This window comes from Ralstonia pickettii (assembly GCF_001699815.1).
In the GTDB taxonomy this organism is placed as follows: Bacteria; Pseudomonadota; Gammaproteobacteria; order Burkholderiales; family Burkholderiaceae; genus Ralstonia; species Ralstonia thomasii.
Genome location: NZ_MCGB01000057.1, coordinates 23,124 through 47,329, shown reverse-complemented (window position 1 = coordinate 47,329; position 24,206 = coordinate 23,124). Strand labels below are relative to the sequence as shown.

Below are 24,206 nucleotides of genomic sequence, written 5' to 3'. Positions count from 1 at the left end.
GCGGCATGCTAGCACTGCTCCCTGTTGCAGCGCATTCCGGGCAAACGCCGAGCGGGCGCGGTTTTTGACAGGTTTTTTCTGCGCTGCATGCTTGTCGAAGCGATCCGGTTTGGGCTAGGATCGAAACATAACCATAACCACAACCCGCGCGCGGTCGCTCCCCGGCAGACCGGCACCCCGAACTCTGGGAGACGCAATATGAAAGTCAGCGATATCCTCCACGTGAAGGGCAACACGCTCTACACCGTGGCACCTGAAACCAAGCTCCAGGTGGCCGTGCAGACGATGGCGGAGAAAGACATCGGCTCGCTCGTGGTCATGGAGTACGGCGAACTGGTCGGCATGCTGACCTTTCGAGAAATCATCAAGGTTGTTGCCAAGAATCACGGTTCCGTGGGCGAGGGCACGACCATCCGCAAGGTGATGGACGATCATCCCGTCACCTGCACCCCCGAAACCGAGGTCAACGAAGTACGCCGTATCATGCTGGAGCACCATGTGCGCTACCTGCCGGTGCTCGACAGCCGCACGTTGATGGGCGTGATTTCGTTCTACGACGTCGCCAAAGCCGTGCTCGAAGACCAAAGTTTTGAGAACAAGATGCTCAAGGCGTACATTCGCGACTGGCCCGAAGAAAAGGCCAACGAAGACTGACCTGCGCGATCTCCTCACCGCATCCCTGAAACCCGCCCGCCGTTGCGAGCGGGTTTTTTGTTGAACCCAGAACCGCCTGCCGATGAGCCAATCGAGCCAGTTTTCCCTGCTGAAGCAGCTTCGCTTTGCACCGTTCTTCTGGACCCAGTTCCTGGGCGCGATGAACGATAACGTTTTCAAGGTGGCGTTTTCCTCGTTGGTCACGTACCACGCTGCGCTGTTCGGCAATGCGGACCCGGCGTCCGCAGCGTTCCTGATTTCAGCGATCTTCATCGCGCCGTTTGTGCTGCTGTCTGCCACCAGCGGGCAGATTGCCGACCGCATGGACAAGGCGCGCCTGATCCGTCTGGTGAAGACATTGGAAATCGCCATCATGGTGATCGGCTGTGCAGGTTTCGCGCTGCGCCACGTTGAACTGCTGTACCTCTGCACGTTCTTGATGGGCGTGCACTCGACGCTGTTTGGGCCCGTGAAGTACGCCTATCTGCCCCAGCATCTGCAATCGGCTGAATTGGTGGGCGGCAACGGGCTGGTGGAAATGGGCACCTTTGTCGCCATCCTGATCGGCACCATTGGCGGCGGCGAACTGGCCAATTACACCCGCAACGGCGAGCTGGTCGGCCCGCTGTTTACCGGTATTGCGTGCATTGTCATTGCCGTGGCCGGGTGGCTGACCGCGCGCGGTGTGCCCGTCTCGCCGGCGTCGCAGCCGGACCTGCGCATCAATTGGAACCCGATCTCCGAGACCTGGCGCAACCTGAAGCTGGCGAGCAACCAGCGCGCGGTGTTTCTCAGCCTGCTGGGCATCTCGTGGCTCTGGTTCGTGGGCGCGACGTTCCTGACGTCGTTCTTTGCCTACGCGCGCAATGTGCTCGGCGGCGACCAGAATGTCGTGACGCTACTGCTGGCCGTGTTTTCGGTGGGCATCGGGTTGGGCTCGGTGCTGTGCGAAAAGCTCTCGGGCCGCACGGTGGAGATCGGCCTGGTGCCGTTTGGCTCGATCGGCATGACGGTCTTCGCGGTGGACCTGTACTTTGCTTCGCATGCCGAGGCATTGGTCGCGCACGACGTGCTGACGGGCATTTCCGGGTTCCTGCAGAACCATCGCCATTGGCGCGTGCTGGCCGATCTGTTCCTGCTGGCGATGTTCGGCGGCTTCTACAGCGTGCCCTTGTACGCGCTGATCCAGAGCCGCTGCGAACCGACGCATCGTGCGCGCATCATTGCCGCCAACAACATCCTCAACGCGCTGTTCATGATCGCTTCTGCCGTGCTGGCGATGGTGCTCACGCGTGCCGGGTTCACGATCCCGCAGTTATTTCTGGTCACCGGCATCCTCAATGCCGTGGTGGCGATCTACATCTACACGCTGGTGCCGGAATTCCTGATCCGCTTCGTGATGTGGCTGCTGATCCATACCGTTTACCGCGTGAAGGTGGAGGGCTCGGAGCAGATTCCCGATGAAGGCCCCTGCCTGCTGGTCTGCAACCACGTGAGCTTCGTCGATGCCGTGGTGGTGGGCGCGTTCGTGCGCCGCCCCGTGCGTTTTGTGATGGATCACCGCATCTTCAAGGTGCCGGTGCTGTCGTGGTTCTTCAGCACGGTCAAGGCGATTCCGATTGCGCCGATGCACGAAGACCCGGAGATGCTCAGCCGCGCCTACGACACCATTGCCGCCGCGCTGGCGGAGGGCGAGGTCGTCTGCATCTTCCCCGAAGGCAAGATCACCGGCACGGGCGAGATGAACCCGTTCAAGGAAGGCATGCGCCGCATCATCGAACGCACACCCGTGCCGGTGGTACCGATGGCGCTGCGCGGCCTCTGGGGCAGCTTTTTCTCGCGCAAGGGCGGGGCGGCGATGTCGCGCCCGTTCCGTCGCGGCTTCCTCAACAAGCTGGAACTGTGCATCGGCACGCCGGTGCCGGCGCAGGCCGTGTCGCTGGAAGCGATGCAGGCCGCCGTGCTGGCGTTGCGCGGCGAGCGGCTCTAGCGCCTGGCGCCCCTGCGGACTTCGATACACTGCCGGTCGGCCTGCAATCGGCCTTCATGCGTTTTTTCTGACCTCCAACTTTCCCGTTACCTGCCATGAAACACGTTTCCCCGCTGCTGTGTGCTTCGTTGCTTGCCCTGGCTGCCGTTAGCGCGCAAGCCGCATCGCCCGCATCCGAGACGCTGCCTTCCGGTGTGATCGTCCAGACGCTGACCAAAGGCACCGGCCCGTCGCCCAAGGCCAGCGACACGGTCAAGGTGCACTACCGCGGCACGCTCACCAACGGTACCGAGTTCGACAGCTCCTACAAGCGCGGCCAGCCGATCTCCTTCCCGCTGAATCGCGTGATTCCGTGCTGGACCGAAGGCGTGCAGAAGATCCAGGTGGGCGGCAAAGCCAAGCTGACGTGCCCGGCAGCCACTGCTTACGGCGAGCGCGGCGTGCCGGGCACGATTCCGCCCAACTCCACGCTGAACTTTGACGTCGAGCTGCTGGGTATCGGTGGCTGATCTGGAGGCCGGTGGATCGGCCTTACAATAGCGTTTTCCTGATGTTTCGCGCCGCGGCCGTCGCGGCGCCTTCCTGAGCACGATCATGTCTGGCAATACCTTGGGCCTGCTGTTTTCCGTCACCACTTTCGGCGAGTCGCATGGCCCGGCCATCGGCGCTGTCATCGACGGCTGCCCACCCGGCATGACGCTATCGGCAGAAGACATCCAGCCCGATCTGGATCGCCGCAAGCCCGGCACCTCGCGGCACGTGACGCAGCGCAAGGAGGAAGACCTTGTTGAGATCCTCTCCGGCGTGTACGAAGGCAAGACCACGGGCACCCCGATTTGTCTGCTGATCCGCAACACAGATCAGCGCAGCAAGGACTACAGCAACATCGCCGAGACATTCCGTCCCGGCCATGCCGATTACACGTACTGGCACAAATACGGCATCCGTGACCCGCGTGGTGGTGGCCGTTCTTCCGCACGATTGACGGCGCCGACGGTGGCCGCAGGTGCTGTCGCCAAGAAGTGGCTGCGTGAGAAGTTCGGCATCGAAATCCACGGCTTCATGTCGCAACTGGGCGATATCCACATTCCGTTCATGGACTGGAACGAGGTGCCGAACAACCCGTTCTTCGCGCCCAATGCCGAGATCGTTCCCGAGCTGGAAACCTACATGGATGCACTGCGCAAAGATGGCGATTCCGTCGGCGCGCGCATTGAAGTGGTGGCCACGGGCGTGCCCGTCGGTTGGGGCGAGCCGCTGTTCGATCGCCTGGATGCAGACATTGCCCACGCCATGATGGGTCTGAACGCAGTCAAGGGCGTTGAGATCGGTGCAGGCTTCCACGCGGTCAGCCAGCGCGGTTCCGAGCATGGTGATGAGCTGACGCCGGAGGGCTTCGTCGGCAACAACGCCGGCGGTATCCTGGGTGGGATTTCGACGGGGCAGGATATCTCTGTGTCGCTGGCGATCAAGCCGACGTCGAGCATCCGCACGCCGCGCCGTTCGATCGACAAGGCGGGTGACCCGGCGGTGGTGGAAACGTTCGGCCGCCATGATCCATGCGTGGGCATTCGTGCCACGCCGATCGCCGAGGCGCTGCTGGCGCTGGTGCTGATCGACCACGCGCTGCGTCATCGTGCGCAATGTGGCGATGTGTCCGTGGAGACGCCGGCCATTCCGGCAAAAGCTTCCTGAATCGATTTGCGCAGACAACAAAAAAGACGGCTTCAAGCCGTCTTTTTTGTTGGGCGACCGCCCGGTGCTTACATGCCGACGTAGTTCGGCCCGCCACCGCCTTCCGGGGTGACCCACACAATGTTCTGCGTCGGGTCCTTGATGTCGCAGGTCTTGCAGTGCACGCAGTTCTGCGCGTTGATCTGCAGGCGCTCAGTGCCCTCATCGTTCTTGACGAACTCATACACGCCAGCCGGGCAGTAGCGCTGCTCGGGGCCGGCAAACTGCGTCAGGTTGATGCGCGTCGGAACGGTCGGATCCTTCAGCGTCAGGTGAGCCGGCTGGTTCTCTTCGTGGTTCGTGTTCGAGATGAACACCGACGACAGGCGATCGAACGTGACCTTGCCGTCCGGCTTCGGATACTCGATCTTCGGGCATTCCGATGCCGGCTTGAGCGACTGGTTGTCCGACTTCGTGCCGTGCAGCGTCCAAGGTGGGTTGCTGACGCCAATCTTGGGCAGCAGCCACTGTTCGATGCCGGTCATGATCTTGCCCAGTGTCGGGCTCTTCTTGAACCACAGCTTGAAGTTGCGCGACTGGTCCAGTTCTTCCTTCAGCCAGCTCTGTTCGAAGGCGGCGGGGTAGGCCGACAACTCGTCTGCGCAGCGGCCAGCGGTCACGGCTTCGAACACGGCTTCACCGCACATCATGCCGCTCTTAATGGCCGCGTGGCTGCCCTTGATACGCGCCGCGTTCAGGTAGCCTGCATCGCAACCGACCAGGGCGCCGCCTGGGAACACCGTTTTCGGCAGCGCCTGCGGCGTGCCGTTGTTGATGGCGCGTGCACCGTAGCCGATGCGCTTCCCGCCTTCGATGTGCGCGCGGATGGCGGGGTGGGCCTTCCAGCGCTGCATCTCTTCGAACGGGCTCATCCAAGGGTTCTTGTAGTCCAGCCCAATCACGAAGCCGAGCGTGATCTTGTTGTCTTCCAGGTGATACAGGAAGCCGCCGCCGAAGGTGTCATCTTCCATCGGCCAGCCCGCGGTGTGCACCACGAGGCCGGGCTTGGCCTTGGCCGGATCGATTTCCCAGAGTTCCTTGATACCGATGGCGAAGGTCTGCGGGTCCTTGCCGGCGTTGAGCTTGAACTTCTCCAGCAACTGGCGGCCGAGATGCCCGCGCGCGCCTTCCGCGAAGATGGTGTACTTGCCGAGCAGCTCCATGCCGAGCTGGAAGTTCTCGGTCGGCTCACCGTCCTTGCCGATGCCCATGTTGCCGGTGGCAACGCCGCGCACGGCACCATTGTCGTCATACAGCACTTCGGCTGCCGCAAAGCCCGGGAAAATCTCGACGCCCAGCGCTTCGGCCTGCGTGGCCATCCACTTGACCACGTTCGACAGCGAGATCACGTAGCAGCCGTGGTTATGGAAGTTGCGCGGCACGAGCCAGTCGGGCGTACGCTTGGAGCCGGTTTCGCTCAGGAAGAGCACATCGTCGCCGGTGACCGCCTGGTTGAGCGGGGCGCCGTCGGCCTTCCAGTTCGGGAGGAGTTCGTTGATGGCGCGCGGGTCCATCACAGCGCCCGAAAGAATGTGTGCACCCGGCTCGGAACCCTTTTCCAGCACGACGACGGACACGTCCTTGCCCGTCTCGGCAGCCAGTTGCTTGACGCGAATCGCAGTCGCCAGGCCGGCGGGGCCGCCGCCGACGATAACGACGTCATACTCCATGGACTCTCGCGGGCCGTATTGTTCGAGGAGCTGCTGCTGGTTCATAAGTGTCTCTTCGCTTGTAGGGCGTTTGCTTATTGGTATGACGGATTGCTGCATTAGAATTTTCCGCATTGTCCGGGACACGCCCGGATGCGGCAAGGGAATTTTCTGAACGATCGTTCGATTTTTTGCTAAGCTGCGCTCAAATCACATGCCGATGTTGCTTCCGAGCAGCCCGGCGCATGCCAAACCAATCTACGGGGATCACGCATCATGGGTTTGTCGATCAATCTGGAAGGCAAGGTCGCGCTGATCACGGGCGCGTCGAGCGGCCTGGGCGCGCGTTTCGCGCACACGCTGGCGGCCGCCGGCGCGAAAGTCGTGCTGGCCTCGCGCCGTGTCGAACGGCTGAAAGAACTGCGCGCCGACATCGAATCGAAGGGCGGCAGCGCCCACGTCGTACGTCTGGACGTGACGGATCCGGACAGCATCCGATCGGCCATCGCCCACGCTGAAACCGAAGCCGGCACGATCGACATCCTGGTCAACAACTCTGGCGTTTCGACCACGCAGCGCATGGTGGACGTCACGCCCGATGACTTCGATTTCGTATTTGATACCAACACGCGTGGCGCCTTCTTTGTGGCGCAGGAAACGGCCAAGCGCATGATTGCGCGGGCCAAGGGCGCGGAGAAGAACGGCTCGCCGCTGCCGCAATCGCGCATCGTCAACATTGCATCTGTGGCGGGGCTGAAGGTGCTGTCGCAGATTGGCGTGTATTGCATGAGCAAGGCAGCTGTGGTGCACATGACCAAGGCCATGGCGCTGGAGTGGGGCCGTTACGGCATCAATACCAACGCGATCTGCCCGGGCTATATCGACACCGAAATCAATCATCACCATTGGGAAACCGAACCTGGCCAGAAGCTGGTGCAGATGCTGCCGCGCAAGCGCGTCGGCAAGCCGGAAGACCTCGATGGGCTGATTCTGCTGTTGGCGTCGGATCAGTCCGACTTCATCAACGGTGCCGTCATCAACGCCGACGACGGCATGGTGTAACGCTTCGGCGGCCTCAATGCCCCATCAGCCGCTGCACAAGTTCGAGCGAGGTGTTGGCGGCGTACTTCTTCATCAGCCGCGCGCGATAGATTTCAACCGTGCGCGGGCTGATCTCCAACTGCTTGCCGATCTGCTTGCTGGTCTTGCCTTCAACAAGCTGCGCGGCGATGTCGCGTTCGCGCGGCGTGAGCGCTGCTGTAACGGGGCGATGCGCTGACAGATCCTCGAACGTCCAGATGCCTTCGCCCAGCGGTTTGGCACGGTCCAGCGCGCGGCCTGTGACGTGGCACCAGAACAGTTCACCGTTGGCGCGCTTCATGATGCGTTCGTCAGAATAGCTGCCGCGCGCATTCATGACGGGGATGATGCGCGCGCCGGTGCGCTCGTATTCGTCGTGCGTTGGATACAGCAGTTCAAACGATTGGCCGATCATGGTGGTACGCGCGTGGCCGAAGATGCGAGCGGCTTCGTCATTGACGTCGAGCATCACCCGCTCGCGGGACATCACCATGCCGACAGGGGCAAGCTGGAACGCAGTCTGATAGTCGAGGGCGGGCATATGTATTCGTACGTATTGCTGCGTCGCGCGACGCTTGCGTATTCTCGCCAGATTGTATCGTTACTATTTTCCGGCGCTGCACCGCACAAACCCCAAGTGTGCGTGCGGTCAAAACCGAGCCGGATTCGTTGGACCACCAAGGAAGGAGCACGCATGAACAAAATCTTCGCCAGCGCCAGCGAGGCGCTCGCGGGCGTCGTCAGGGACGGCCAGACCATCGCCGTGGGCGGCTTCGGCCTGTGCGGTATTCCGGAAGCGCTGATTGCCGCGCTGCGCGATTCGGGCGTCAAGAATCTCACTTGCATTTCCAACAATGCCGGCGTCGATGGTTTCGGCCTGGGCTTGCTGCTGGAAACCCGCCAGATCAAAAAGATGATTTCGTCCTACGTGGGCGAAAACAAGGAGTTCGAGCGCCAGTATCTGGCCGGTGAACTCGAGTTGGAATTCACCCCGCAAGGCACGCTGGCCGAAAAGCTGCGCGCTGGCGGCGCCGGCATCCCGGCGTTCTTCACCAAGACCGGTGTCGGCACGCTTGTCGCCGAAGGCAAGGAGCTGCGCGAGTTTGACGGCGAGACGTACGTCATGGAGCGCTCGCTGGTGCCCGACGTGGCGCTGGTGAAAGCCCAGGTGGCTGACAAGTCCGGCAACCTGCGTTTCAACCTGACCGCACGCAACTTCAATCCGGCTGCGGCAACGGCCGGCAAGATCTGCATCGTTGAGGTCGAAGAGATCGTCGAGGTGGGCGAGCTTGCACCCGACGACATCCATCTGCCCGGCATCTATGTGCACCGCATCGTGCTCAATGCCACGCCCGAGAAGCGCATCGAGAAGCGCACCATCCGAGTAGCCAACTAAGGAGACCGACATGGCCTGGACACAAGACCAAATGGCGGCGCGCGCTGCCCAGGAGTTGCAAGACGGTTTCTACGTCAACCTCGGCATCGGTATCCCGACGCTGGTTGCCAACCACACCGGCGACAAGGAAGTCTGGCTGCAAAGCGAAAACGGCATGCTGGGCATCGGTCCGTTTCCCATGGAAGACGAAGTGGATGCCGACCTGATCAACGCAGGCAAGCAGACCGTGACCACGCTGCCCGGCAGCGCCATCTTCGGCAGCGATCAGAGCTTTGCGATGATTCGCGGCGGCAAGATCAACCTGTCGATTCTCGGTGCGATGCAGGTGAGCGAGACGGGCGACCTGGCCAACTGGATGATCCCCGGCAAGATGGTCAAGGGCATGGGTGGCGCGATGGACCTCGTGGCCGGCGTCAAGCGGGTGATCGTTCTGATGGAACACACCGCCAAGAAAAAGGACGGCACCGAAGACATGAAGATCCTGCCCAAGTGCACGTTGCCGCTGACGGGTGTGGGCGTGGTGGATCGCATCATTACGGACCTCGGCGTGATCGACGTGACCGAGCAGGGACTGAAGCTGATCGAAACCGCGCCGGGCGTTTCCCGCGAAGAGATCCAGGCCAAGACTGGCGTCAACCTGTTGTAATCGCTGACCTCCGGAGATACGCATGCTGCAAGGAAAAACCGCCCTCGTCACGGGCTCGACCAGCGGGATTGGTCTGGGTATTGCCTGTTCGCTGGCCGCGCAGGGCGCCAACATCATCATGAATGGCTTTGGCGATGTGGAAGCACCCAAGGCGCAGATCGCGGCCGCGGGCAAAAATGCCATCCGCATCGGATATCACGGCGCCGACATGAGCAAGCCAGCCGAGATCGAAGCGATGTTCGCCTATGCCGACGCAGAGTTTGGCGGCGTGGACATCCTCGTCAACAACGCCGGCATCCAGTATGTGGCCAATGTCGAGGATTTCCCGACCGAACGCTGGGACGCCATCATCGCCATCAACCTCACCTCGGCTTTCCACACGACGCGGCTTGCTGTGCCGGGCATGAAGCGCAAGAACTGGGGCCGCATCATCAACGTCGCATCGGTGCATGGGTTGGTGGCATCGGCGCAGAAATCGGCGTACGTGGCGGCCAAACACGGTATCGTCGGCTTCACCAAATCGGTGGCGCTGGAGACCGCACAGACGGGCATCACGTCCAACGCGATCTGCCCGGGCTGGGTGCTGACGCCGCTGGTGCAGAAGCAGATCGATGCGCGCGCCGAGAAGGATGGCCTGTCCGCGCTCGAAGCCAAGACAGATCTGCTGATGGAAAAGCAGCCTTCGCGTGAGTTCGTGACGCCCGATCAGCTTGGCGCGCTGGCGGTGTTTCTGTGCAGCGACGCGGCGGAGCAGGTGCGCGGCGTGGCGTGGAACATGGATGGTGGCTGGGTGGCGCAGTAAGCCGATCTGCTTCTGAAGAAGCCTCGCTGCGGCGAGGCTTTTTTGTTTTTGGCCGGCGTGAATGTTTGCTGCGCCGCCGCATGCCTGCGGGCCCGCGTACAATCAGGCTTCGCTGTCTCCGTCATTCACATGTAGGAGTTGTTCATGCCAGTTTCGCCGCGCCTTGCCTTCGTGCAGTGCCTGAGTCCGTCCGGCTTGCACCGGATGGCTTATCACGAGTGGGGCGATTCGCAGAATCCGCGTGTGCTGGTTTGCGTGCACGGCCTCTCGCGCACGGGGCGCGATTTCGACGTGCTGGCGCAGGCGCTGTGCAATGACTATCGCGTCGTCTGCCCCGATGTGGTGGGCCGTGGGCGCTCCGATTGGCTGGCCGATCCGAAGGGCTATGTGCTGCCGCAGTACGCCTCCGACATGGTCACGCTACTCGCGCGCCTGAATGCCGAGTCCGTCGACTGGTTCGGTACCTCGATGGGTGGCCTGATCGGCATTGGCTTGGCAGGCTTGCCGAAATCGCCGATTCGCAAGCTGCTGCTCAACGATGTGGGCCCGCGCGTGACGGAATCGTCGTTGACGCGCATCGGCGCGTATCTCGGACTGAACGTCCGCTTCAAGACGTTTGATGAAGGGCTGACATACCTCAAGACGATCAGCGCTTCATTCGGCCCCCACACGCCGGAGCAATGGCGTGAGTTGAATACCGCGATCCTGAAACCGCAGGGCGGCGAGTGGATTCTGCATTACGATCCGCGCCTGGCCGAGCCGTTCAAGAACACCACGCCCGAGATGATTGCTGCCGGCGAAGCGACGCTCTGGAAGCTGTTCGAGGCGATTCCCGGCGAGGTCCTGGTCGTACGCGGCGCGCATTCAGATTTGCTCACGCGCGAGACCGTCGAGGCCATGATGCAGCGCGGCCAACATGTGAACACGGTGGAAATTCCAGATGTGGGCCACGCGCCGACCTTCATCCAGCCAGATCAGGTGGCGATCGCCCGCAAGTTCTTCCTCGGTCAATGACCGTTTGTCTGACCCCATTCGATTTGCAAGATGAGCACTGAACTGAAGCGTTACAACGTCGAACATCGCTATTCCGACGCGGCCGTCTACAACGGCGTCGTCTACGTGGCCGGCCAGGTGCCCGAGACCACGCTGGACGCCGGCATTGCCGAGCAGACGGCGGAAGTGCTCGCCATCATCGATCGCGTGCTGGCCGCCAACGGCAGCGACAAGACGCGCATCCTGATGTGCCAGATCTTCCTCAAAGACATCGGCGAGATTGGTGAGATGAACAAGGTGTGGGACCAGTGGGTCGCCGCTGATTCCAAGAACTCGCCGCCGCGCGCCACCGTTGAGGCCGCGCTGGCCAATCCGAAGTACCGTATCGAAATCGTCGTGACGGCCGCGCAGAAAAGCTGAGCCCGTCGCGTCACAGCAGGACGCAAGCAGGACGCATCATGGAGAACAAGACCGAACGGCCGGCCGAGTTGCCCGGATCGACGGCAGAGCAGGTCGCTCGGGCGATCGAATACCTCGCGGCCAATGCCGCAGACAGCGTCACGCTGACCGGCGAGCCGCTGGAGTCGCATGCGCGCGGCACGATCGCCATCCTTGAAGGGTTGCGTGTCGACACGCCGTCGTTGCAGGCGGCCGCGCTGTTTCTGTTGCCCACGCTGGCAATGGACAGCGAAAAGGCGCTCGAGCCTGCATTCGGTGCCGAGGTCGTCAAGCTCGTGCACGACGTGCGGCAACTGCTGCGCATTGGCGCGATTGCGGGCCTCGTCAGCCCGACCGATGCCAGCATTACGCGCAAGAACGAAGCCGAAGCACGCCGCGCGCAAGTCGAGGCGTTGCGCAAGATGTTGCTCGCGTTCGCGCAAGACATTCGCGTGGTGATGATCCGCCTGGCGTCGCGGTTGCAGTCGCTTCGCTGGCTGGCCCAGACGAAGCGGTCGGCGCCGGAAGGCATGGCGCGCGAGACGCTGGATATCTACGCGCCGCTCGCAAACCGCCTGGGCATCTGGCAGCTGAAGTGGGAGCTTGAAGACCTCGGCTTCCGCTTTGAGGATCCCGATACCTATAAGCGCATCGCGCGCCTGCTGGACGAAAAGCGCATCGAGCGCGAGAAGTTCATCGGCCAGGCCATCGAGCAACTCCAAAAGACATTGCACGATGCCGGCATTCAGGCTGAGGTCAGCGGTCGGCCCAAGCACATCTACAGCATCTGGAAGAAGATGCGAGGCAAGGAACTGGACTTTGCCGATCTGTACGACGTGCGCGCCTTCCGTGTCATCGTCGACGACATCAAGGATTGCTACACGGTGCTCGGTTTCGTGCACCACATGTGGCAGCCGATCCCGAAAGAGTTCGACGACTACATCTCACGCCCAAAGGCCAACGGCTACATGTCGCTGCACACGGTGGTGATCGGCGACGACGGCCGTGCGCTCGAGGTGCAGATTCGCACGCGCGAGATGCACCACTTTGCCGAGTACGGCGTGGCTGCGCACTGGCGCTACAAGGAGGCGGGCAACAAGGGCTACGCCGGCCAGTTCTCTGCCAGCGAGCGCTACGACGAGAAGATCGCGTGGCTGCGCCAGTTGCTCGCCTGGAAAGATGACGCCGAGCACACCGTCGCGCACGAGGATTCGCCGTGGGAGCAGCTCAAGCACACCGAGCTGGATGACCACATTTACGTGCTGACGCCGCAGGCGCGCGTGATCGCGTTGCCGCAAGGTGCGACGCCCGTCGATTTTGCGTATTACCTGCATAGCGATCTCGGCCACCGCTGCCGCGGCGCGCGCGTCGACGGCACGATGGTGCCGCTGAACACGCCGCTCAAGAACGGCCAGACCGTCGAGATTGTTACCGTCAAGCACGGCGGGCCGTCACGTGATTGGCTGAACACCGAGCTGCACTATCTTGTCAGCCCGCGCGCCCGCACGAAAGTGCGCGCGTGGTTCAACGCGATGGAACTGGAAGAGACGCTCGCGCAGGGCCGGGCGCTTATCGACAAGACGCTGCAGCGTGAGGGCAAGACCGCCGTCAACCTGGAAGAACTGGCCGCCAAGCTCGGCTACAAGACGTCGGACGATCTCTATGCCGTGGTCGCCAAGGACGAACTGAGCCTGCGCCGCATCGAGGCCGTTTTGCGCTCGGATGGGGCGCCGCCGCCCGCGCCCGTCGACGACGAAGCGGCCATCACCAAGAAGAGCCGCGCCACCAGCGTGGCTCGTGGCGCCAAGAGCGGCGTGCTCGTGGTGGGCGTCGATTCGCTCCTCACGCAGATGTCGCGTTGCTGCAAGCCGGCACCGCCGGACCCCATCGTTGGTTTTGTCACGCGTGGGCGCGGCGTATCGATCCACCGTCAGAGCTGCGCGACCTTTCAGCAACTGGCTGCCCGGGCGCCCGGCCGTGTAATCCAGACGGAATGGGGCCAGCGCAGCGATTCGGTCTATCCGATCGACATCCAGGTCGAGGCGCTGGACCGGCAGGGATTGTTGCGTGACATCTCGGAAATCCTCTCGCGCGAGAAGATCAACGTGACCGGCGTGCGCACGCTGTCGAGCAAAGGCGTCGCAAAAATGCAGTTCACCGCGGAGGTGGCAGAGGCGACACAGCTGCAGCGCGCGCTGACTTTGATCGAAGAGGTGCAGGGGGTGTTGACAGCTCGAAGGAAGTGACGGTATAGTTTCGTTCTTCGGCAGGCTCGTAGCTCAGCTGGTTAGAGCACCACCTTGACATGGTGGGGGTCGTTGGTTCGAGTCCAATCGAGCCTACCAACGCATTTGGCAGGACGCGTCGGGTAGGGTGTCCAAGCCGTCATCCTCGCAATTCCCGGGTTTGTCCCGTACAACAGAACACAAGGCGAAATATGATTCAGGCACCGCGAACTACAACCGCTTCGGAGCGACAGTAGTCAAGGTGCGTTTTTCGCCCTTTGCGGTCCACCCAAGCAGTGGATAGCGCAAATGAAAACGCGGCCTTGGCCGCGTTTTTTTTCGTCCGCAGTTTCGTGTCACGCGTGGCGATCAAGCTGAAAGCGCTTCGAAGCATTCGATTCGACAACCTGCTGCGCTGACTTGGCGCGGCGCACGACAGAATAACGACCGCTGTGCATCTCTGAAACCTGAAATGCGCGACGGTGACTCCACAGGAGCAAGCATGATCGCAATCACGTTGCCGGATGGTTCCCGGCGTGAGTTTCCCGGCCCGGTGACTGTCGCAGAAGTGGCGCAAAGCATCGGTGCAGGCCTGGCCAAGGCAGCCCTGGCGGGCCGCGTGGACGGCCAGATGGTCGACACGAGCTACACGATCGATCATGATGCCAAGCTCGCCATCATCACCGACAAGGACGCCGACGGCGTCGACGTGATCCGTCACTCTACGGCGCACTTGCTGGCCTACGCCGTCAAGGAGCTGTATCCGGACGCGCAGGTCACCATCGGTCCGGTCATCGAGAACGGCTTTTACTACGACTTCGCCTACAAGCGCCCCTTCACGCCCGATGACCTTGTTGCCATTGAAAAGAAGATGGGCGAACTCGCCAAGAAAGACGAGAAGGTCACGCGGGAAGTGCTGAGCCGCGACGACGCCGTCAAGCTGTTCCAGGGCATGGGCGAGAAGTACAAGGCCGAGATCATCGCCTCCATTCCGGAAGACCAGGAGATTGGCCTGTACCGCGAGGGCAATTTCGTCGACCTCTGCCGTGGCCCGCACGTGCCGTCCACGGGCAAGCTCAAGGTCTTCAAGCTGATGAAGGTGGCCGGTGCCTACTGGCGTGGCGACCACAACAACGAGATGCTCCAGCGCATCTACGGCACGGCCTGGGCCAAGAGGGAAGACCAGGACGCCTACCTGCACATGCTGGAAGAGGCCGAGAAGCGTGACCACCGCAAGCTCGGCCGTGAGCTCGACCTGTTCCACATCGACGAGTACTCGCCCGGCACTGTGTTCTGGCACCCCAAGGGCTGGACGCTGTGGCAGGAGATCGAGCAGTACATGCGCCGCGTCTATCGCGAGAACGGCTACCAGGAAGTGAAGGGGCCGCAGATTCTCGACAAGACCCTGTGGGAGAAGACCGGCCACTGGGACAAGTACCGCGAGAACATGTTCATCACGGAATCGGAAAAGCGCGAATACGCGCTGAAGCCGATGAACTGCCCCGGCCACATCCTCATCTACAAGCAAGGCATCAAGAGTTACCGCGACCTGCCGCTTCGCTTCGGCGAATTCGGCGCGTGCCACCGCAACGAGCCTTCAGGTGGCTTGCACGGCATCATGCGCGTGCGCGGCTTCACGCAGGACGACGGCCACATCTTTTGTACGGAAGACATGATCCAGGCCGAGGTGACGGCGTTTACGACGTTGCTGCAGAAGGTCTACAAGGATTTCGGCTTTACCGAGATTCTTTACAAGCTGTCGACGCGTCCGGACAAGCGCATCGGCACGGAAGAAAGCTGGGATCGCGCCGAAGCGGCATTGGCCGAGGGCTTGCGTGCGTCGGGTTGCGAATTTGAGTACCTGCCGGGTGAGGGGGCGTTCTACGGTCCCAAGATCGAGTATGTGCTTAAAGATGCACTTGGTCGCCAGTGGCAGTGCGGCACGATCCAAGTCGACCCGAACCTGCCGGAGCGCCTGGATGCTGAATTTGTCGGCGAAGATGGCGCGCGCCATCGCCCGATCATGCTGCACCGAGCCATCGTTGGCAGCCTCGAGCGCTTTATCGGTATCTTGATCGAGCAATATGCCGGAGCGCTGCCGACGTGGCTTTCCCCGGTGCAGGTCGTGGTGCTCAGCATCACCGATTCGCACGCCGAATACGCACAATCCGTTGCGCAATCCCTGCAAAAACAAGGATTTAGGGCGGTCGTCGATTTGCGGAATGAGAAGATTGGGTATAAAATCCGCGAGCATTCCGTGCAGAAGGTCCCATACCAGGTTGTGGTTGGCGATAAAGAACGGGATGAAAATCAGGTGGCCGTGCGTGCCCGTGGCAACGTCGATCTAGGCTCCATGCCGTTGTCGGCGTTCGTTGAGCGACTGAAGAACGATCTCGCCAACAAGTCATGAGCTGGGCACGGCCTGTTTTTTTGATTCTTTGAGGACATCAACATCGCTACTGAGAAATCTCACCGCATCAACCGCGAGATCAGCGCACCGGAAGTCCGGCTGACCGGGGTTGAGGGAGAAGCGCTCGGCATCGTCAAGCTGTTCGACGCGCTGCGTCTGGCAGAAGAGAAAGACGTCGACCTGGTCGAGATCGCGCCGACCGCGCAGCCGCCCGTCTGCCGCCTGATGGACTATGGCAAGTTCAAGTATCAGGAGCAGAAAAAGGCCCATGACGCCAAGCTGAAGCAGAAGGTGATCCAGGTGAAGGAAGTCAAGTTCCGCCCTGGCACCGACGACAACGACTACGGCGTCAAGCTGCGCAACGCGACGCGCTTCCTGGAGGATGGCGACAGGGTAAAGGTGACCTTGCGTTTCCGCGGCCGCGAAATGGCTCACCAGGAACTCGGCATGCGCGTGCTGGAGCGTATCAAGTCTGACCTGGAGGAATTCGGTCAGGTTGAGCAGATGCCTAAGATGGAAGGTCGCCAGGCAGTGATGATGTTGGCGCCCAAGAAGAAAAAATAATGCAGCGGCGGCCGGGCGGTTCCGGCTGCGCTGAGCAGGTTCCAGACGGAAACGTCGGAAGACGCGGCAGATGTCAAAGCCTGCCGCGATACAACAAGTGAGCCCGGGTCTTGCAAGTGTCGGCGCCAGCCGTCCACCTGGCTTCATGTCAAAAACGGAGTTGTTCCATGCCGAAGATGAAGACGAAGAAAAGCGCGTCCAAGCGCTTTACTGCCCGTCCTGGTGGCACGATCAAACGTGGCCAAGCCTTCAAGCGTCACATCCTGACCAAGAAGACCACCAAGAACAAGCGTCACCTGCGCGGTACCGAGGGCGTCCATGAGACGAACCTGAAGTCCGTTCGCGCAATGATGCCGTACGCCTAACCCTAACTAACTACGAAAGGAGCATTTCATGCCTCGAGTAAAACGTGGGGTCACAGCGCGGGCCCGTCATAAGAAGGTTATCAGCGCAGCCAAGGGTTTCCGCGGCCGCCGCAATAACGTTTATCGCATCGCCAAGCAGGCGGTCATGCGTGCTGGCCAGTACGCCTACCGCGATCGTCGCAACAAGAAGCGCGTGTTCCGTGCGCTCTGGATTGCACGTATCAACGCTGGCGCACGCGAGCATGGTCTGACCTACAGCAAGTTCATGAACGGCCTGAAGAAGGCGTCCATCGAGCTGGACCGCAAGGTGCTGTCGGACATGGCCATTCACGACAAGGTGGCTTTTGCTGCCATCGTGAACCAGGTGAAAGCCAACGTCGCCTGAATTGGATCGGCCGGGCGGGCTGCTGGAGTTGCCCAGTAACTTTGCCGGCTGATCACCCTGACGGGGCTCTCACCGAGCCCCGTTTTTTATTCCGCGCATTTCGCGGACCCGAATCACCCGAATTTTTTCGCTCGCCTTCCCATGTCACTGGATCTGGATCAAGTCGTCGTCGATGCCCAAAATGCGTTTGCCTCGGTGGAGGACAACGCCTCGCTGGAAAACGAGAAGGCACGCTTTCTCGGTAAGTCCGGCGTGCTGACCGACTTGCTCAAAGGCTTGGGCAAGCTCGATCCGGAGACACGCAAGACCGAAGGCGCGCGTATCAACCAAGCCAAGAGCCGCGTTGAAGAGGCATTGACGGCCCGCCGCCAGGCGTTGGCCGACGCGCTGATGAACGCACGCCTCGCAGCCGAGGCGATCGACGTAACGCTGCCCGGCCGCGACGTGGCCGAGGGCAGCTTGCACCCGGTGATGAACACCTGGGAGCGCGTCGCCAAGATCTTCGGCTCGATCGGTTTCGATGTGGCTGACGGCCCCGAAATCGAATCCGACTGGATGAACTTCACGGCGCTGAACAACCCGGACAACCATCCGGCGCGCTCGATGCAGGACACGTTCTACATCGACGGTCGCGACAGCGAAGACAAGCTCCTGCTGCTGCGCACGCACACCAGCCCGATGCAGGTGCGCTATGCCCGCATGCACGTCGAGAAGTACAAGCATCTCGACCGTATCCCCCCCATCAAGGTCATCGCGCCGGGCCGCACATACCGTGTCGACAGCGATGCTACGCACTCGCCGATGTTCCATCAGGTCGAAGGCCTCTGGATTGCCGACAACATCAGCTTTGCCGATCTGAAGGGCGTGTACACCGATTTCCTGCGGAACTTCTTCGAGCGCGACGACATCCAGGTGCGTTTCCGCCCATCGTATTTCCCGTTCACCGAGCCGTCGGCCGAGATCGACATGGCGTTCGGCAACGGCAAATGGCTGGAGATTTCCGGTTCCGGCCAGGTGCATCCGACCGTGGTGCGCAACATGGGCCTGGACCCTGAGCGCTACATCGGCTTTGCATTCGGCTCCGGCCTGGAGCGTCTGACGATGCTGCGCTATGGCATCAACGATCTGCGCCTGTTCTTCGAGGGCGATGTGCGTTTCCTGCGTCAGTTCGCGTAAGCGCCAAGCGCTCGCACTGGTACTTCATCGCCCCGTTAATCGAATTCTCTTTCCTGTCGCGCCATGCAATTTCCGGAATCCTGGCTTCGCAGTTTCGTCAATCCGTCGATCACCACGGATGAACTCTCCCATCGCCTGACGATGGCTGGCCTCGAGGTGGAAGAGGTCGACCCCGTTGCGCCGCCGTTCTCGCAGATCGTTGTCGGCCATGTGGTCGAGGTGAACAAGCATCCGGACGCCGATCGCCTCAACGTGTGTAAGGTCGATGCCGGCACGGGCGAACTGCTGCAGATCGTCTGCGGCGCGCCGAACGTGTCGGTGGGCATCAAGGTGCCGTGCGCGATGGTCGGCGCCGAGTTGCCGCCCGGCGAAGATGGCAAGCCGTTCAAGATCAAGATCGGCAAACTGCGTGGCGTGGAGAGCTACGGCATGCTGTGTTCGGCGCGCGAGCTGAAGCTGTCGGAAGACCACGGCGGACTGCTGATCCTGCCGGAAGACACGCCGGTGGGCGAGGACATCCGCAAGGTGCTCGATCTGGACGACCAGGTCTTCATCATTAAGCTCACGCCGAACAAGGCCGACTGCCTGTCGATCCATGGTGTGGCGCGTGAAGTGTCCGCGCTGACGGGCGCGCCGATCACGATGCCGTCGATGGCGCCCGTGGCGGTGACGCTGGCTGACAGGCTGCCCGTCAAGGTTGTGGCGCCGGACCTGTGCGGCCGCTTTTCGGGTCGCATCATCCGCGGCGTGAATGCACACGCGAAGACGCCGGCCTGGATGGTGTCGCGCATCGAGCGCGCAGGCATGCGCAGCGTGTCGGCGCTGGTCGATATTTCGAATTACGTGATGCTGGAGCTGGGCCGTCCGTCGCACGTGTTCGACCTGGACAAGATCCACGGCGGCCTGACGGTGCGCTGGGGCAAGGCTGGCGAACAGCTGAAGCTGCTCAACGGCGACACCATCACCGTCGACGAAAAGGTCGGCGTGATCTCGGACGAGCAGGCCATTGAAAGCCTCGCCGGTATCATGGGCGGCGACAAGACGGCCGTCACGCTCGATACGCAGAACATCTACGTCGAAGCCGCATTCTGGTGGCCGGAAGCCATCCAGGGCCGCGCGCGCCGCTACAACTTCTCGACCGATGCGGGCCATCGCTTCGAGCGCGGCGTTGACTATGCGACCACCGTTGAACACATCGAGCGCATCAGCGCGCTGATCCTCGAAATCTGCGGCGGCCAGGCTGGCCCGATCGACGATCAGATCGTCAACTTGCCGAAGCGCGAGCCGGTGCGCATGCGCGTTGCACGTGCTGCGCGCGTGCTCGGTATTCCGCTGTCGCACGACGTCGTGGCGGACGTGTTCAAGCGCCTCGGCCTTACGTTCAGCGTGGACGGCGATGTGTTCATCGTCGAGCCGCCGTCGTACCGCTTCGACTTGGAAATCGAGGAAGACCTGATCGAAGAGGTCGCCCGTATCTATGGTTTCGAGCGGATTCCCGCCAAGCCGCCCGTGGCCGAGAGCGCGATGCGCCCGACCGACGAGGCACGCCGGACGATGCACGACGTGCGTCACGCCGTTGCCGCGCGCGATTACCACGAGGTCGTCAACTTCGCCTTTGTCGAGGCGGAATGGGAAGCCGACTTTGCCGGCAACACCAATCCGATTCCGCTGTTGAACCCGATTGCCAGCCAGTACTCGGTGTTGCGCAGCACGCTCATCGGCGGCTTGCTCGACAAGGTGCGCTACAACGTGAACCGCAAGGCTTCGCGCGTGCGCTTGTTCGAGGTGGGACGTGTGTTCCACCGTGATGCAGACGTCGCCGACGGTGGTCTGTCGATCGCGGGCTACGCACAGCCGATGATGGCGGGCGGCATTGCGTATGGTCCGTCCAAGGAAGAGCAGTGGGGCGTGCAGACACGCCCGGTTGATTTCTTCGATGTGAAAGGCGATGTCGAGTCACTGCTGTGGCCGCTGAAGGCGCGCTTCGAGCGCGCTGAGCATCCCGCGCTGCATCCGGGACGCTCCGCGCGCGTGGTGCTGAATGGCCGCGCCGTCGGCTGGATTGGTGAGCTGCATCCGCGTTGGCTGCAGAAGTACGATTTGCCGACTGCGCCGGTGGTGTGGGAAGTGGAGCTCGACGCCATCACCGCGGTGGGTCTGCCGAAGTATCGGGAAGTGCCGCGTGTGCCGGCTGTGACGCGCGACATCGCGCTGGTCGTGCGGCAGGATGTGGCGGTGCAGGATCTGGTCGACACGTTTGAGAAAGCGGCTGTCGGCGCGCCGTGGCAGCGTTATCTGCAGGGCGTTGTGCTGTTCGATGAATTCCGTCCGAAGGCCGCCACGGCTGCCATTGGGGCGCAGGAGAAAAGCCTTGCCTTCAGAATTACGTTGCAAGATACTGACAGCACCCTTCAGGACGACATTGTCGAGGCCGCCACACAGCAACTGATTCGAGCGGCCGGCGATGCATTCGGCGCGCGCCTGCGCGGCTGACGTCGCAGACGTCCGCACTGCGCTAGAGACAGCTCGAACGAACCTCCGCATTCGGATCGAATACGCCAAGCGAATCCTATGAACGATCAACACGCGCCTGCATTGGCAGCCTCCTTGGACGACTCGCTCGGTTCCTCTTCGTCTGCTCTGGCCGACGCGCGTGATGCGCGCGGTCAGGATGTGCCGACGCTTACCAAGGCCGAGCTTGCCGAGATGCTGTTCGAGCAGGTCGGCTTGAACAAGCGTGAATCGAAGGACATGGTCGAAGCGTTTTTCGACGTGATTCGCGAGGCGCTCGAGCAGGGTGACAGCGTCAAGCTGTCTGGCTTCGGCAACTTCCAGTTGCGCGACAAGCCGCAGCGCCCGGGCCGAAATCCGAAGACGGGCGAGATCATTCCCATCACCGCGCGTCGCGTCGTTACGTTCCACGCGAGCCAAAAGCTCAAGGCGCTCGTTGAAGAGCGCGTCGAGCCGCTGCCGGTCGACATCGGGTAATTCTGCTACGTGATTTCGTTCAGCCGCCGTCTGTTCAATCCGCCTCTTTCGCCAGCCCTGTAGCTCAGCCCTGTATGGCCGCCGATAAACACACGGAGCGGGTCAACCTGCCGCCGATTCCTGCCAAACGCTACTTCACCATTGGTGAGGTCAGTGACTTGTGCGCTGTCAAGCCGCACGTGCTGCGCTACTGGGAGCAGGAGTTCACTCAGCTCAAGCCCGTCAAGCGGCGCGGCAATCGGCGCTACTACCAGCATCATGAGGTGCTGCTGATCCGGCGTATTCGCGAGCTGCTGTACGAGCAGGGCTTCACGATCAATGGCGCGCGGAATCGGCTGGATGAGTTGCGGCATGGTACGGCGGCTGCGTCGCCGGTCGAGGCCGATGAGCCGGAGATGGATGTTGCGGCATCGACGCCCGCTGCTGCAAGCGGTTCGGTTGACGTTCAGAGCTTGCGGCGTGCGTTGTCGGCCGTGTTGGAATTGCTGCGTACCGACAAGCCATAAGCCGATATTGCAGACAAGAAGCGCGCAGATAGAAACGAAAAAGCCCGCGTAACGTGATCCGTTACGCGGGCTTTTGTTTTGGTCGGGGCGAGAGGATTTGAACCTCCGACCACCTGCACCCCATGCAGGTACGCTACCAGGCTGCGCTACGCCCCGAAGCCTGAAAGTATAACAGAGGCGTGGCGCCGATGACTAGTAGTTCGCTCGCAGTTTGAGCAAGCACCGTGGGGGCGGGTTGCTCATGGCAGCGACGGAGAAAGTCCTTGCGCTAGAGTGCGCTCTAGCACCTGTAATCGAAGCGTTCACACCAGGAGACTCCCATGAACGCGCTCGAGAACAAGCCGATATTGCAGGCCGCTTTTGCCGAGCTCGCTACCAGCTACGCCAAGCCCTTCGTTGATCTCATGACGGATGATTTCTGTTGGGTTTGCACCGGTACGACGCTGTGGTCGCGACGCTATGCTGGCAAGCAGGCGGTGCCGGGCGAACTGTTCGCTCCGCTACGCGCGAAGCTCGGGCGCATCACTACGGTTGCCAGCCGCTTCACTGCCGATGGCGAGACCGTGGTCGTCGAAGCGCAAGGTCGCAACACGACGCGCGATGGTGTTGCCTATAACAATCAGTACTGTTTCGTCATCCACATGCCGGAGGGCAAGATGCGCGAACTGATCGAATACTTCGACACCGATCTCGTCAACCGGGCACTCGGCGATCCGGCGGTCGTCTGCATCGAGTCCCATGGCTGAGCGCGACCCGGCTCGATTGCTGATCGGTGCCCTGGCTGAACGCACGGGCCGCAGCATTCATACGATTCGTTGGTACGAGACGCAGGGGTTGATTCCTGGCGTTGCGCGCGATGCGGCGGTCCGACGTGTGTATACCGAGCAGCACGTCAACTGGCTCGAGTTGATGGAGCGCCTGCGCAGTTCGGGGATGTCGGTCGCGCAGATGCGCGAATATACGGCGCTGGTGTGCGAGGGCCGCAGCGCCCTGAAAGCTCGGCATGCGCTGCTGGTTGCACACCGCGCGCAGGTGACGCAGACGATTGCCGAGTGGACGCGCTCGCTCGCGTTGATCGACAGCAAGATCGATTTCTACGGCGAATGGGTGGCGACCGGAACGCGCCCTGCACGCGAGTCCAACCTGCCGCAAGGCACCGCGAAAACGGGCATTCGCCGCAAGCCAGAGCGCTAGCGAAGGTGGCGACGCGGGAGGATGATCAACTCGTCGCCCGCCGATACCGCGCTGGCGTCATTCCCAGTTGTTGCTTGAACGCCTTGCCGAACGCCGCCTCCGATTGATAGCCGACACGCGCGCCGATTTCGCCTGCGCTGAGCCGCGTATGGATCAACGCGTCGCACGCGAGCGTCATGCGCACGCGCGTGAGAAAGTCCCACACCGTCATATCGGCGCGCGCCTTGAAGTGTCGCGCGTAGGTGGCGCGGGACATGGCCGCCAGATCGGCGAGGCTGTCGATGGTCCATGCGCGTTCGGGCGCACCGAGCATGGCTTGTACGGATGGGCCGAGGCGCGCGTCTGATAGCAGCGTCAGCGTGCCGGGGCTCGCGTTTTCCCGCTGGCCGTAGACGCGCAGTGCCATTGTGAGCAACGCCTGGCTCAGTGAGGTAACGATCGCCAGCGTGCCGGGCGCGCGCGTTTCGGCTTCGTCGCGCATCAGCCCAATGAGTGCTTGCAGCGCCGGAAACGACGCGCTATCACTCAATGACACGTGCAGTGGGTCGGGCAGCGTACGCACCAGCAGCGTGGTCGAGCCGTGTTCGTGGACGAAGCGGCCGCACAGCAGATCGACCTCCGCGGCACCGCGGCCAGTTTGGCGAACCGGCAGCATGCCATCGTGCGATGCGCGGGGTTTTCGCGTGGGTGCGTCGGCAGCGCCGGGGTCGTGAATCGTGTGTGCCTCGCCGTGCGGGAACAGGATGAAATCGCCTTCGTGCAGTGAGAGCGTGCGGCCGCCGGTGTCGACGAGGCATCTGCCCGAGAGCACCAGGTGGAACGGCACCTGACCATTCGGCTCCGGATCATGTGGGATCGAGAACGGTCCCTGGAACAGGCAGCGCAAATCGAGGCTGGCCTGCGGCCGGGTGAGCTGTATGAATTGACTGAGCGCGTCCATTGAGACGATTTCGACAGAAATTGCGTGAAAGAAGTATTCAGTGGATCGCCCTTAAAGACAATACTCTTTCC

24 protein-coding genes and 2 tRNA genes are annotated in these 24,206 nt (G+C 61.9%); 22 read left to right on the top strand and 4 right to left on the bottom strand.

The genetic code is table 11. The features are described 5' to 3' along the window. Positions 1–198: 198 nt before the first annotated feature. The 4 genes from BEK68_RS08035 to aroC all read left to right on the top strand — a co-directional run bounded on the left by BEK68_RS08035 (position 199) and on the right by aroC (position 4,339). A complete protein-coding gene (locus BEK68_RS08035; RefSeq protein ID WP_004634176.1) occupies positions 199–654 on the top strand; it encodes a CBS domain-containing protein in 456 nt (151 codons plus the stop codon). 82 nt (positions 655–736) lie between these two features. Continuing rightward, complete coding sequence (locus tag BEK68_RS08030; RefSeq protein WP_012435927.1) at positions 737–2,644, top strand: MFS transporter; 1,908 nt, start codon at positions 737–739, stop codon at positions 2,642–2,644. Between the two features lie 95 nt (positions 2,645–2,739). After that, positions 2,740–3,153, top strand: coding sequence for an FKBP-type peptidyl-prolyl cis-trans isomerase (locus tag BEK68_RS08025; RefSeq protein WP_004634173.1), 414 nt, complete (start codon positions 2,740–2,742; stop codon positions 3,151–3,153). Positions 3,154–3,238: 85 nt separating this feature from the next. Continuing rightward, entirely contained in the window at positions 3,239–4,339 is a 1,101-nt protein-coding gene (gene aroC / locus BEK68_RS08020) for a chorismate synthase (RefSeq protein WP_004634170.1), read from the top strand. Between the two features lie 68 nt (positions 4,340–4,407). Here aroC and BEK68_RS08015 read toward each other — a convergent pair whose 3' ends face one another. After that, entirely contained in the window at positions 4,408–6,093 is a 1,686-nt protein-coding gene (locus BEK68_RS08015; protein ID WP_004636026.1) for an electron transfer flavoprotein-ubiquinone oxidoreductase, read from the bottom strand. A gap of 210 nt (positions 6,094–6,303) precedes the next feature. Between BEK68_RS08015 and BEK68_RS08010 the strand changes: the two genes are divergently transcribed. Next, positions 6,304–7,089, top strand: a complete 786-nt coding sequence (locus tag BEK68_RS08010; RefSeq protein ID WP_004636023.1) for an SDR family oxidoreductase — start codon at positions 6,304–6,306, stop codon at positions 7,087–7,089. A 13-nt stretch (positions 7,090–7,102) separates the two neighbouring features. On the opposite strand, the gene BEK68_RS08005 is transcribed toward BEK68_RS08010, so the two are convergent. After that, entirely contained in the window at positions 7,103–7,648 is a 546-nt protein-coding gene (locus BEK68_RS08005) for a LuxR C-terminal-related transcriptional regulator (protein ID WP_004636022.1), read from the bottom strand. A gap of 153 nt (positions 7,649–7,801) precedes the next feature. Here BEK68_RS08005 and BEK68_RS08000 point away from each other — a divergent pair, with 153 nt between their 5' ends. The 15 genes from BEK68_RS08000 (at position 7,802) to BEK68_RS07930 (ending at position 22,001) form a co-directional block, all read left to right on the top strand. Next, on the top strand, positions 7,802–8,503 hold the full coding sequence (locus BEK68_RS08000; protein WP_012435926.1) for a CoA transferase subunit A: 702 nt from the start codon (positions 7,802–7,804) through the stop codon (positions 8,501–8,503). A 10-nt stretch (positions 8,504–8,513) separates the two neighbouring features. After that, entirely contained in the window at positions 8,514–9,149 is a 636-nt protein-coding gene (locus BEK68_RS07995) for a 3-oxoacid CoA-transferase subunit B (protein WP_004636018.1), read from the top strand. A gap of 22 nt (positions 9,150–9,171) precedes the next feature. After that, positions 9,172–9,951: a 3-hydroxybutyrate dehydrogenase gene (locus BEK68_RS07990; protein WP_004636015.1), complete on the top strand. Its 780-nt coding sequence runs from the start codon at positions 9,172–9,174 to the stop codon at positions 9,949–9,951. 144 nt (positions 9,952–10,095) lie between these two features. Further along, positions 10,096–10,965: an alpha/beta fold hydrolase gene (locus tag BEK68_RS07985; protein WP_012435925.1), complete on the top strand. Its 870-nt coding sequence runs from the start codon at positions 10,096–10,098 to the stop codon at positions 10,963–10,965. 30 nt (positions 10,966–10,995) lie between these two features. Continuing rightward, positions 10,996–11,364 carry a RidA family protein gene (locus BEK68_RS07980; RefSeq protein ID WP_012435924.1) on the top strand — a complete coding sequence of 123 codons (369 nt, stop codon included), beginning with the start codon at positions 10,996–10,998 and terminating at the stop codon, positions 11,362–11,364. Between the two features lie 38 nt (positions 11,365–11,402). After that, complete coding sequence (locus BEK68_RS07975; protein WP_012435923.1) at positions 11,403–13,628, top strand: RelA/SpoT family protein; 2,226 nt, start codon at positions 11,403–11,405, stop codon at positions 13,626–13,628. 22 nt (positions 13,629–13,650) lie between these two features. Then, positions 13,651–13,727, top strand: a tRNA-Val gene (locus BEK68_RS07970). Between the two features lie 382 nt (positions 13,728–14,109). Next, complete coding sequence (gene thrS, locus BEK68_RS07965) at positions 14,110–16,017, top strand: threonine--tRNA ligase (protein ID WP_012435922.1); 1,908 nt, start codon at positions 14,110–14,112, stop codon at positions 16,015–16,017. 42 nt (positions 16,018–16,059) lie between these two features. Beyond that, positions 16,060–16,581, top strand: a complete 522-nt coding sequence (gene infC, locus BEK68_RS07960; protein ID WP_012435921.1) for a translation initiation factor IF-3 — start codon at positions 16,060–16,062, stop codon at positions 16,579–16,581. A gap of 167 nt (positions 16,582–16,748) precedes the next feature. Beyond that, positions 16,749–16,946, top strand: a complete 198-nt coding sequence (gene rpmI / locus BEK68_RS07955; RefSeq protein WP_004636003.1) for a 50S ribosomal protein L35 — start codon at positions 16,749–16,751, stop codon at positions 16,944–16,946. A 28-nt stretch (positions 16,947–16,974) separates the two neighbouring features. Then, complete coding sequence (gene rplT, locus BEK68_RS07950) at positions 16,975–17,331, top strand: 50S ribosomal protein L20 (RefSeq protein ID WP_004636001.1); 357 nt, start codon at positions 16,975–16,977, stop codon at positions 17,329–17,331. Between the two features lie 147 nt (positions 17,332–17,478). After that, positions 17,479–18,507, top strand: a complete 1,029-nt coding sequence (pheS, locus tag BEK68_RS07945) for a phenylalanine--tRNA ligase subunit alpha (RefSeq protein WP_024541701.1) — start codon at positions 17,479–17,481, stop codon at positions 18,505–18,507. 63 nt (positions 18,508–18,570) lie between these two features. After that, positions 18,571–21,000: a phenylalanine--tRNA ligase subunit beta gene (pheT, locus tag BEK68_RS07940; RefSeq protein ID WP_012435920.1), complete on the top strand. Its 2,430-nt coding sequence runs from the start codon at positions 18,571–18,573 to the stop codon at positions 20,998–21,000. 78 nt (positions 21,001–21,078) lie between these two features. Continuing rightward, on the top strand, positions 21,079–21,495 hold the full coding sequence (locus BEK68_RS07935; protein WP_004635994.1) for an integration host factor subunit alpha: 417 nt from the start codon (positions 21,079–21,081) through the stop codon (positions 21,493–21,495). Between the two features lie 74 nt (positions 21,496–21,569). Further along, the gene (locus BEK68_RS07930; RefSeq protein ID WP_012435919.1) at positions 21,570–22,001 is read left to right on the top strand and encodes a MerR family transcriptional regulator; all 432 of its coding nucleotides are present in this window, start codon (positions 21,570–21,572) and stop codon (positions 21,999–22,001) included. A gap of 79 nt (positions 22,002–22,080) precedes the next feature. Here BEK68_RS07930 and BEK68_RS07925 read toward each other — a convergent pair. Continuing rightward, positions 22,081–22,157: transfer RNA gene (locus tag BEK68_RS07925), tRNA-Pro, on the bottom strand. A gap of 164 nt (positions 22,158–22,321) precedes the next feature. On the opposite strand from BEK68_RS07925, the gene BEK68_RS07920 reads away from it, so the two are divergent. Then, entirely contained in the window at positions 22,322–22,747 is a 426-nt protein-coding gene (locus BEK68_RS07920) for a nuclear transport factor 2 family protein (RefSeq protein WP_012435918.1), read from the top strand. After that, the gene (locus BEK68_RS07915) at positions 22,740–23,195 is read left to right on the top strand and encodes a MerR family transcriptional regulator (RefSeq protein ID WP_012435917.1); all 456 of its coding nucleotides are present in this window, start codon (positions 22,740–22,742) and stop codon (positions 23,193–23,195) included. The genes BEK68_RS07920 and BEK68_RS07915 overlap by 8 nt, the downstream gene beginning before the upstream one ends. A gap of 25 nt (positions 23,196–23,220) precedes the next feature. On the opposite strand, the gene BEK68_RS07910 is transcribed toward BEK68_RS07915, so the two are convergent. Then, the gene (locus tag BEK68_RS07910; RefSeq protein WP_065851709.1) at positions 23,221–24,135 is read right to left on the bottom strand and encodes a cupin domain-containing protein; all 915 of its coding nucleotides are present in this window, start codon (positions 24,133–24,135) and stop codon (positions 23,221–23,223) included. Positions 24,136–24,206 lie beyond the last annotated feature (71 nt).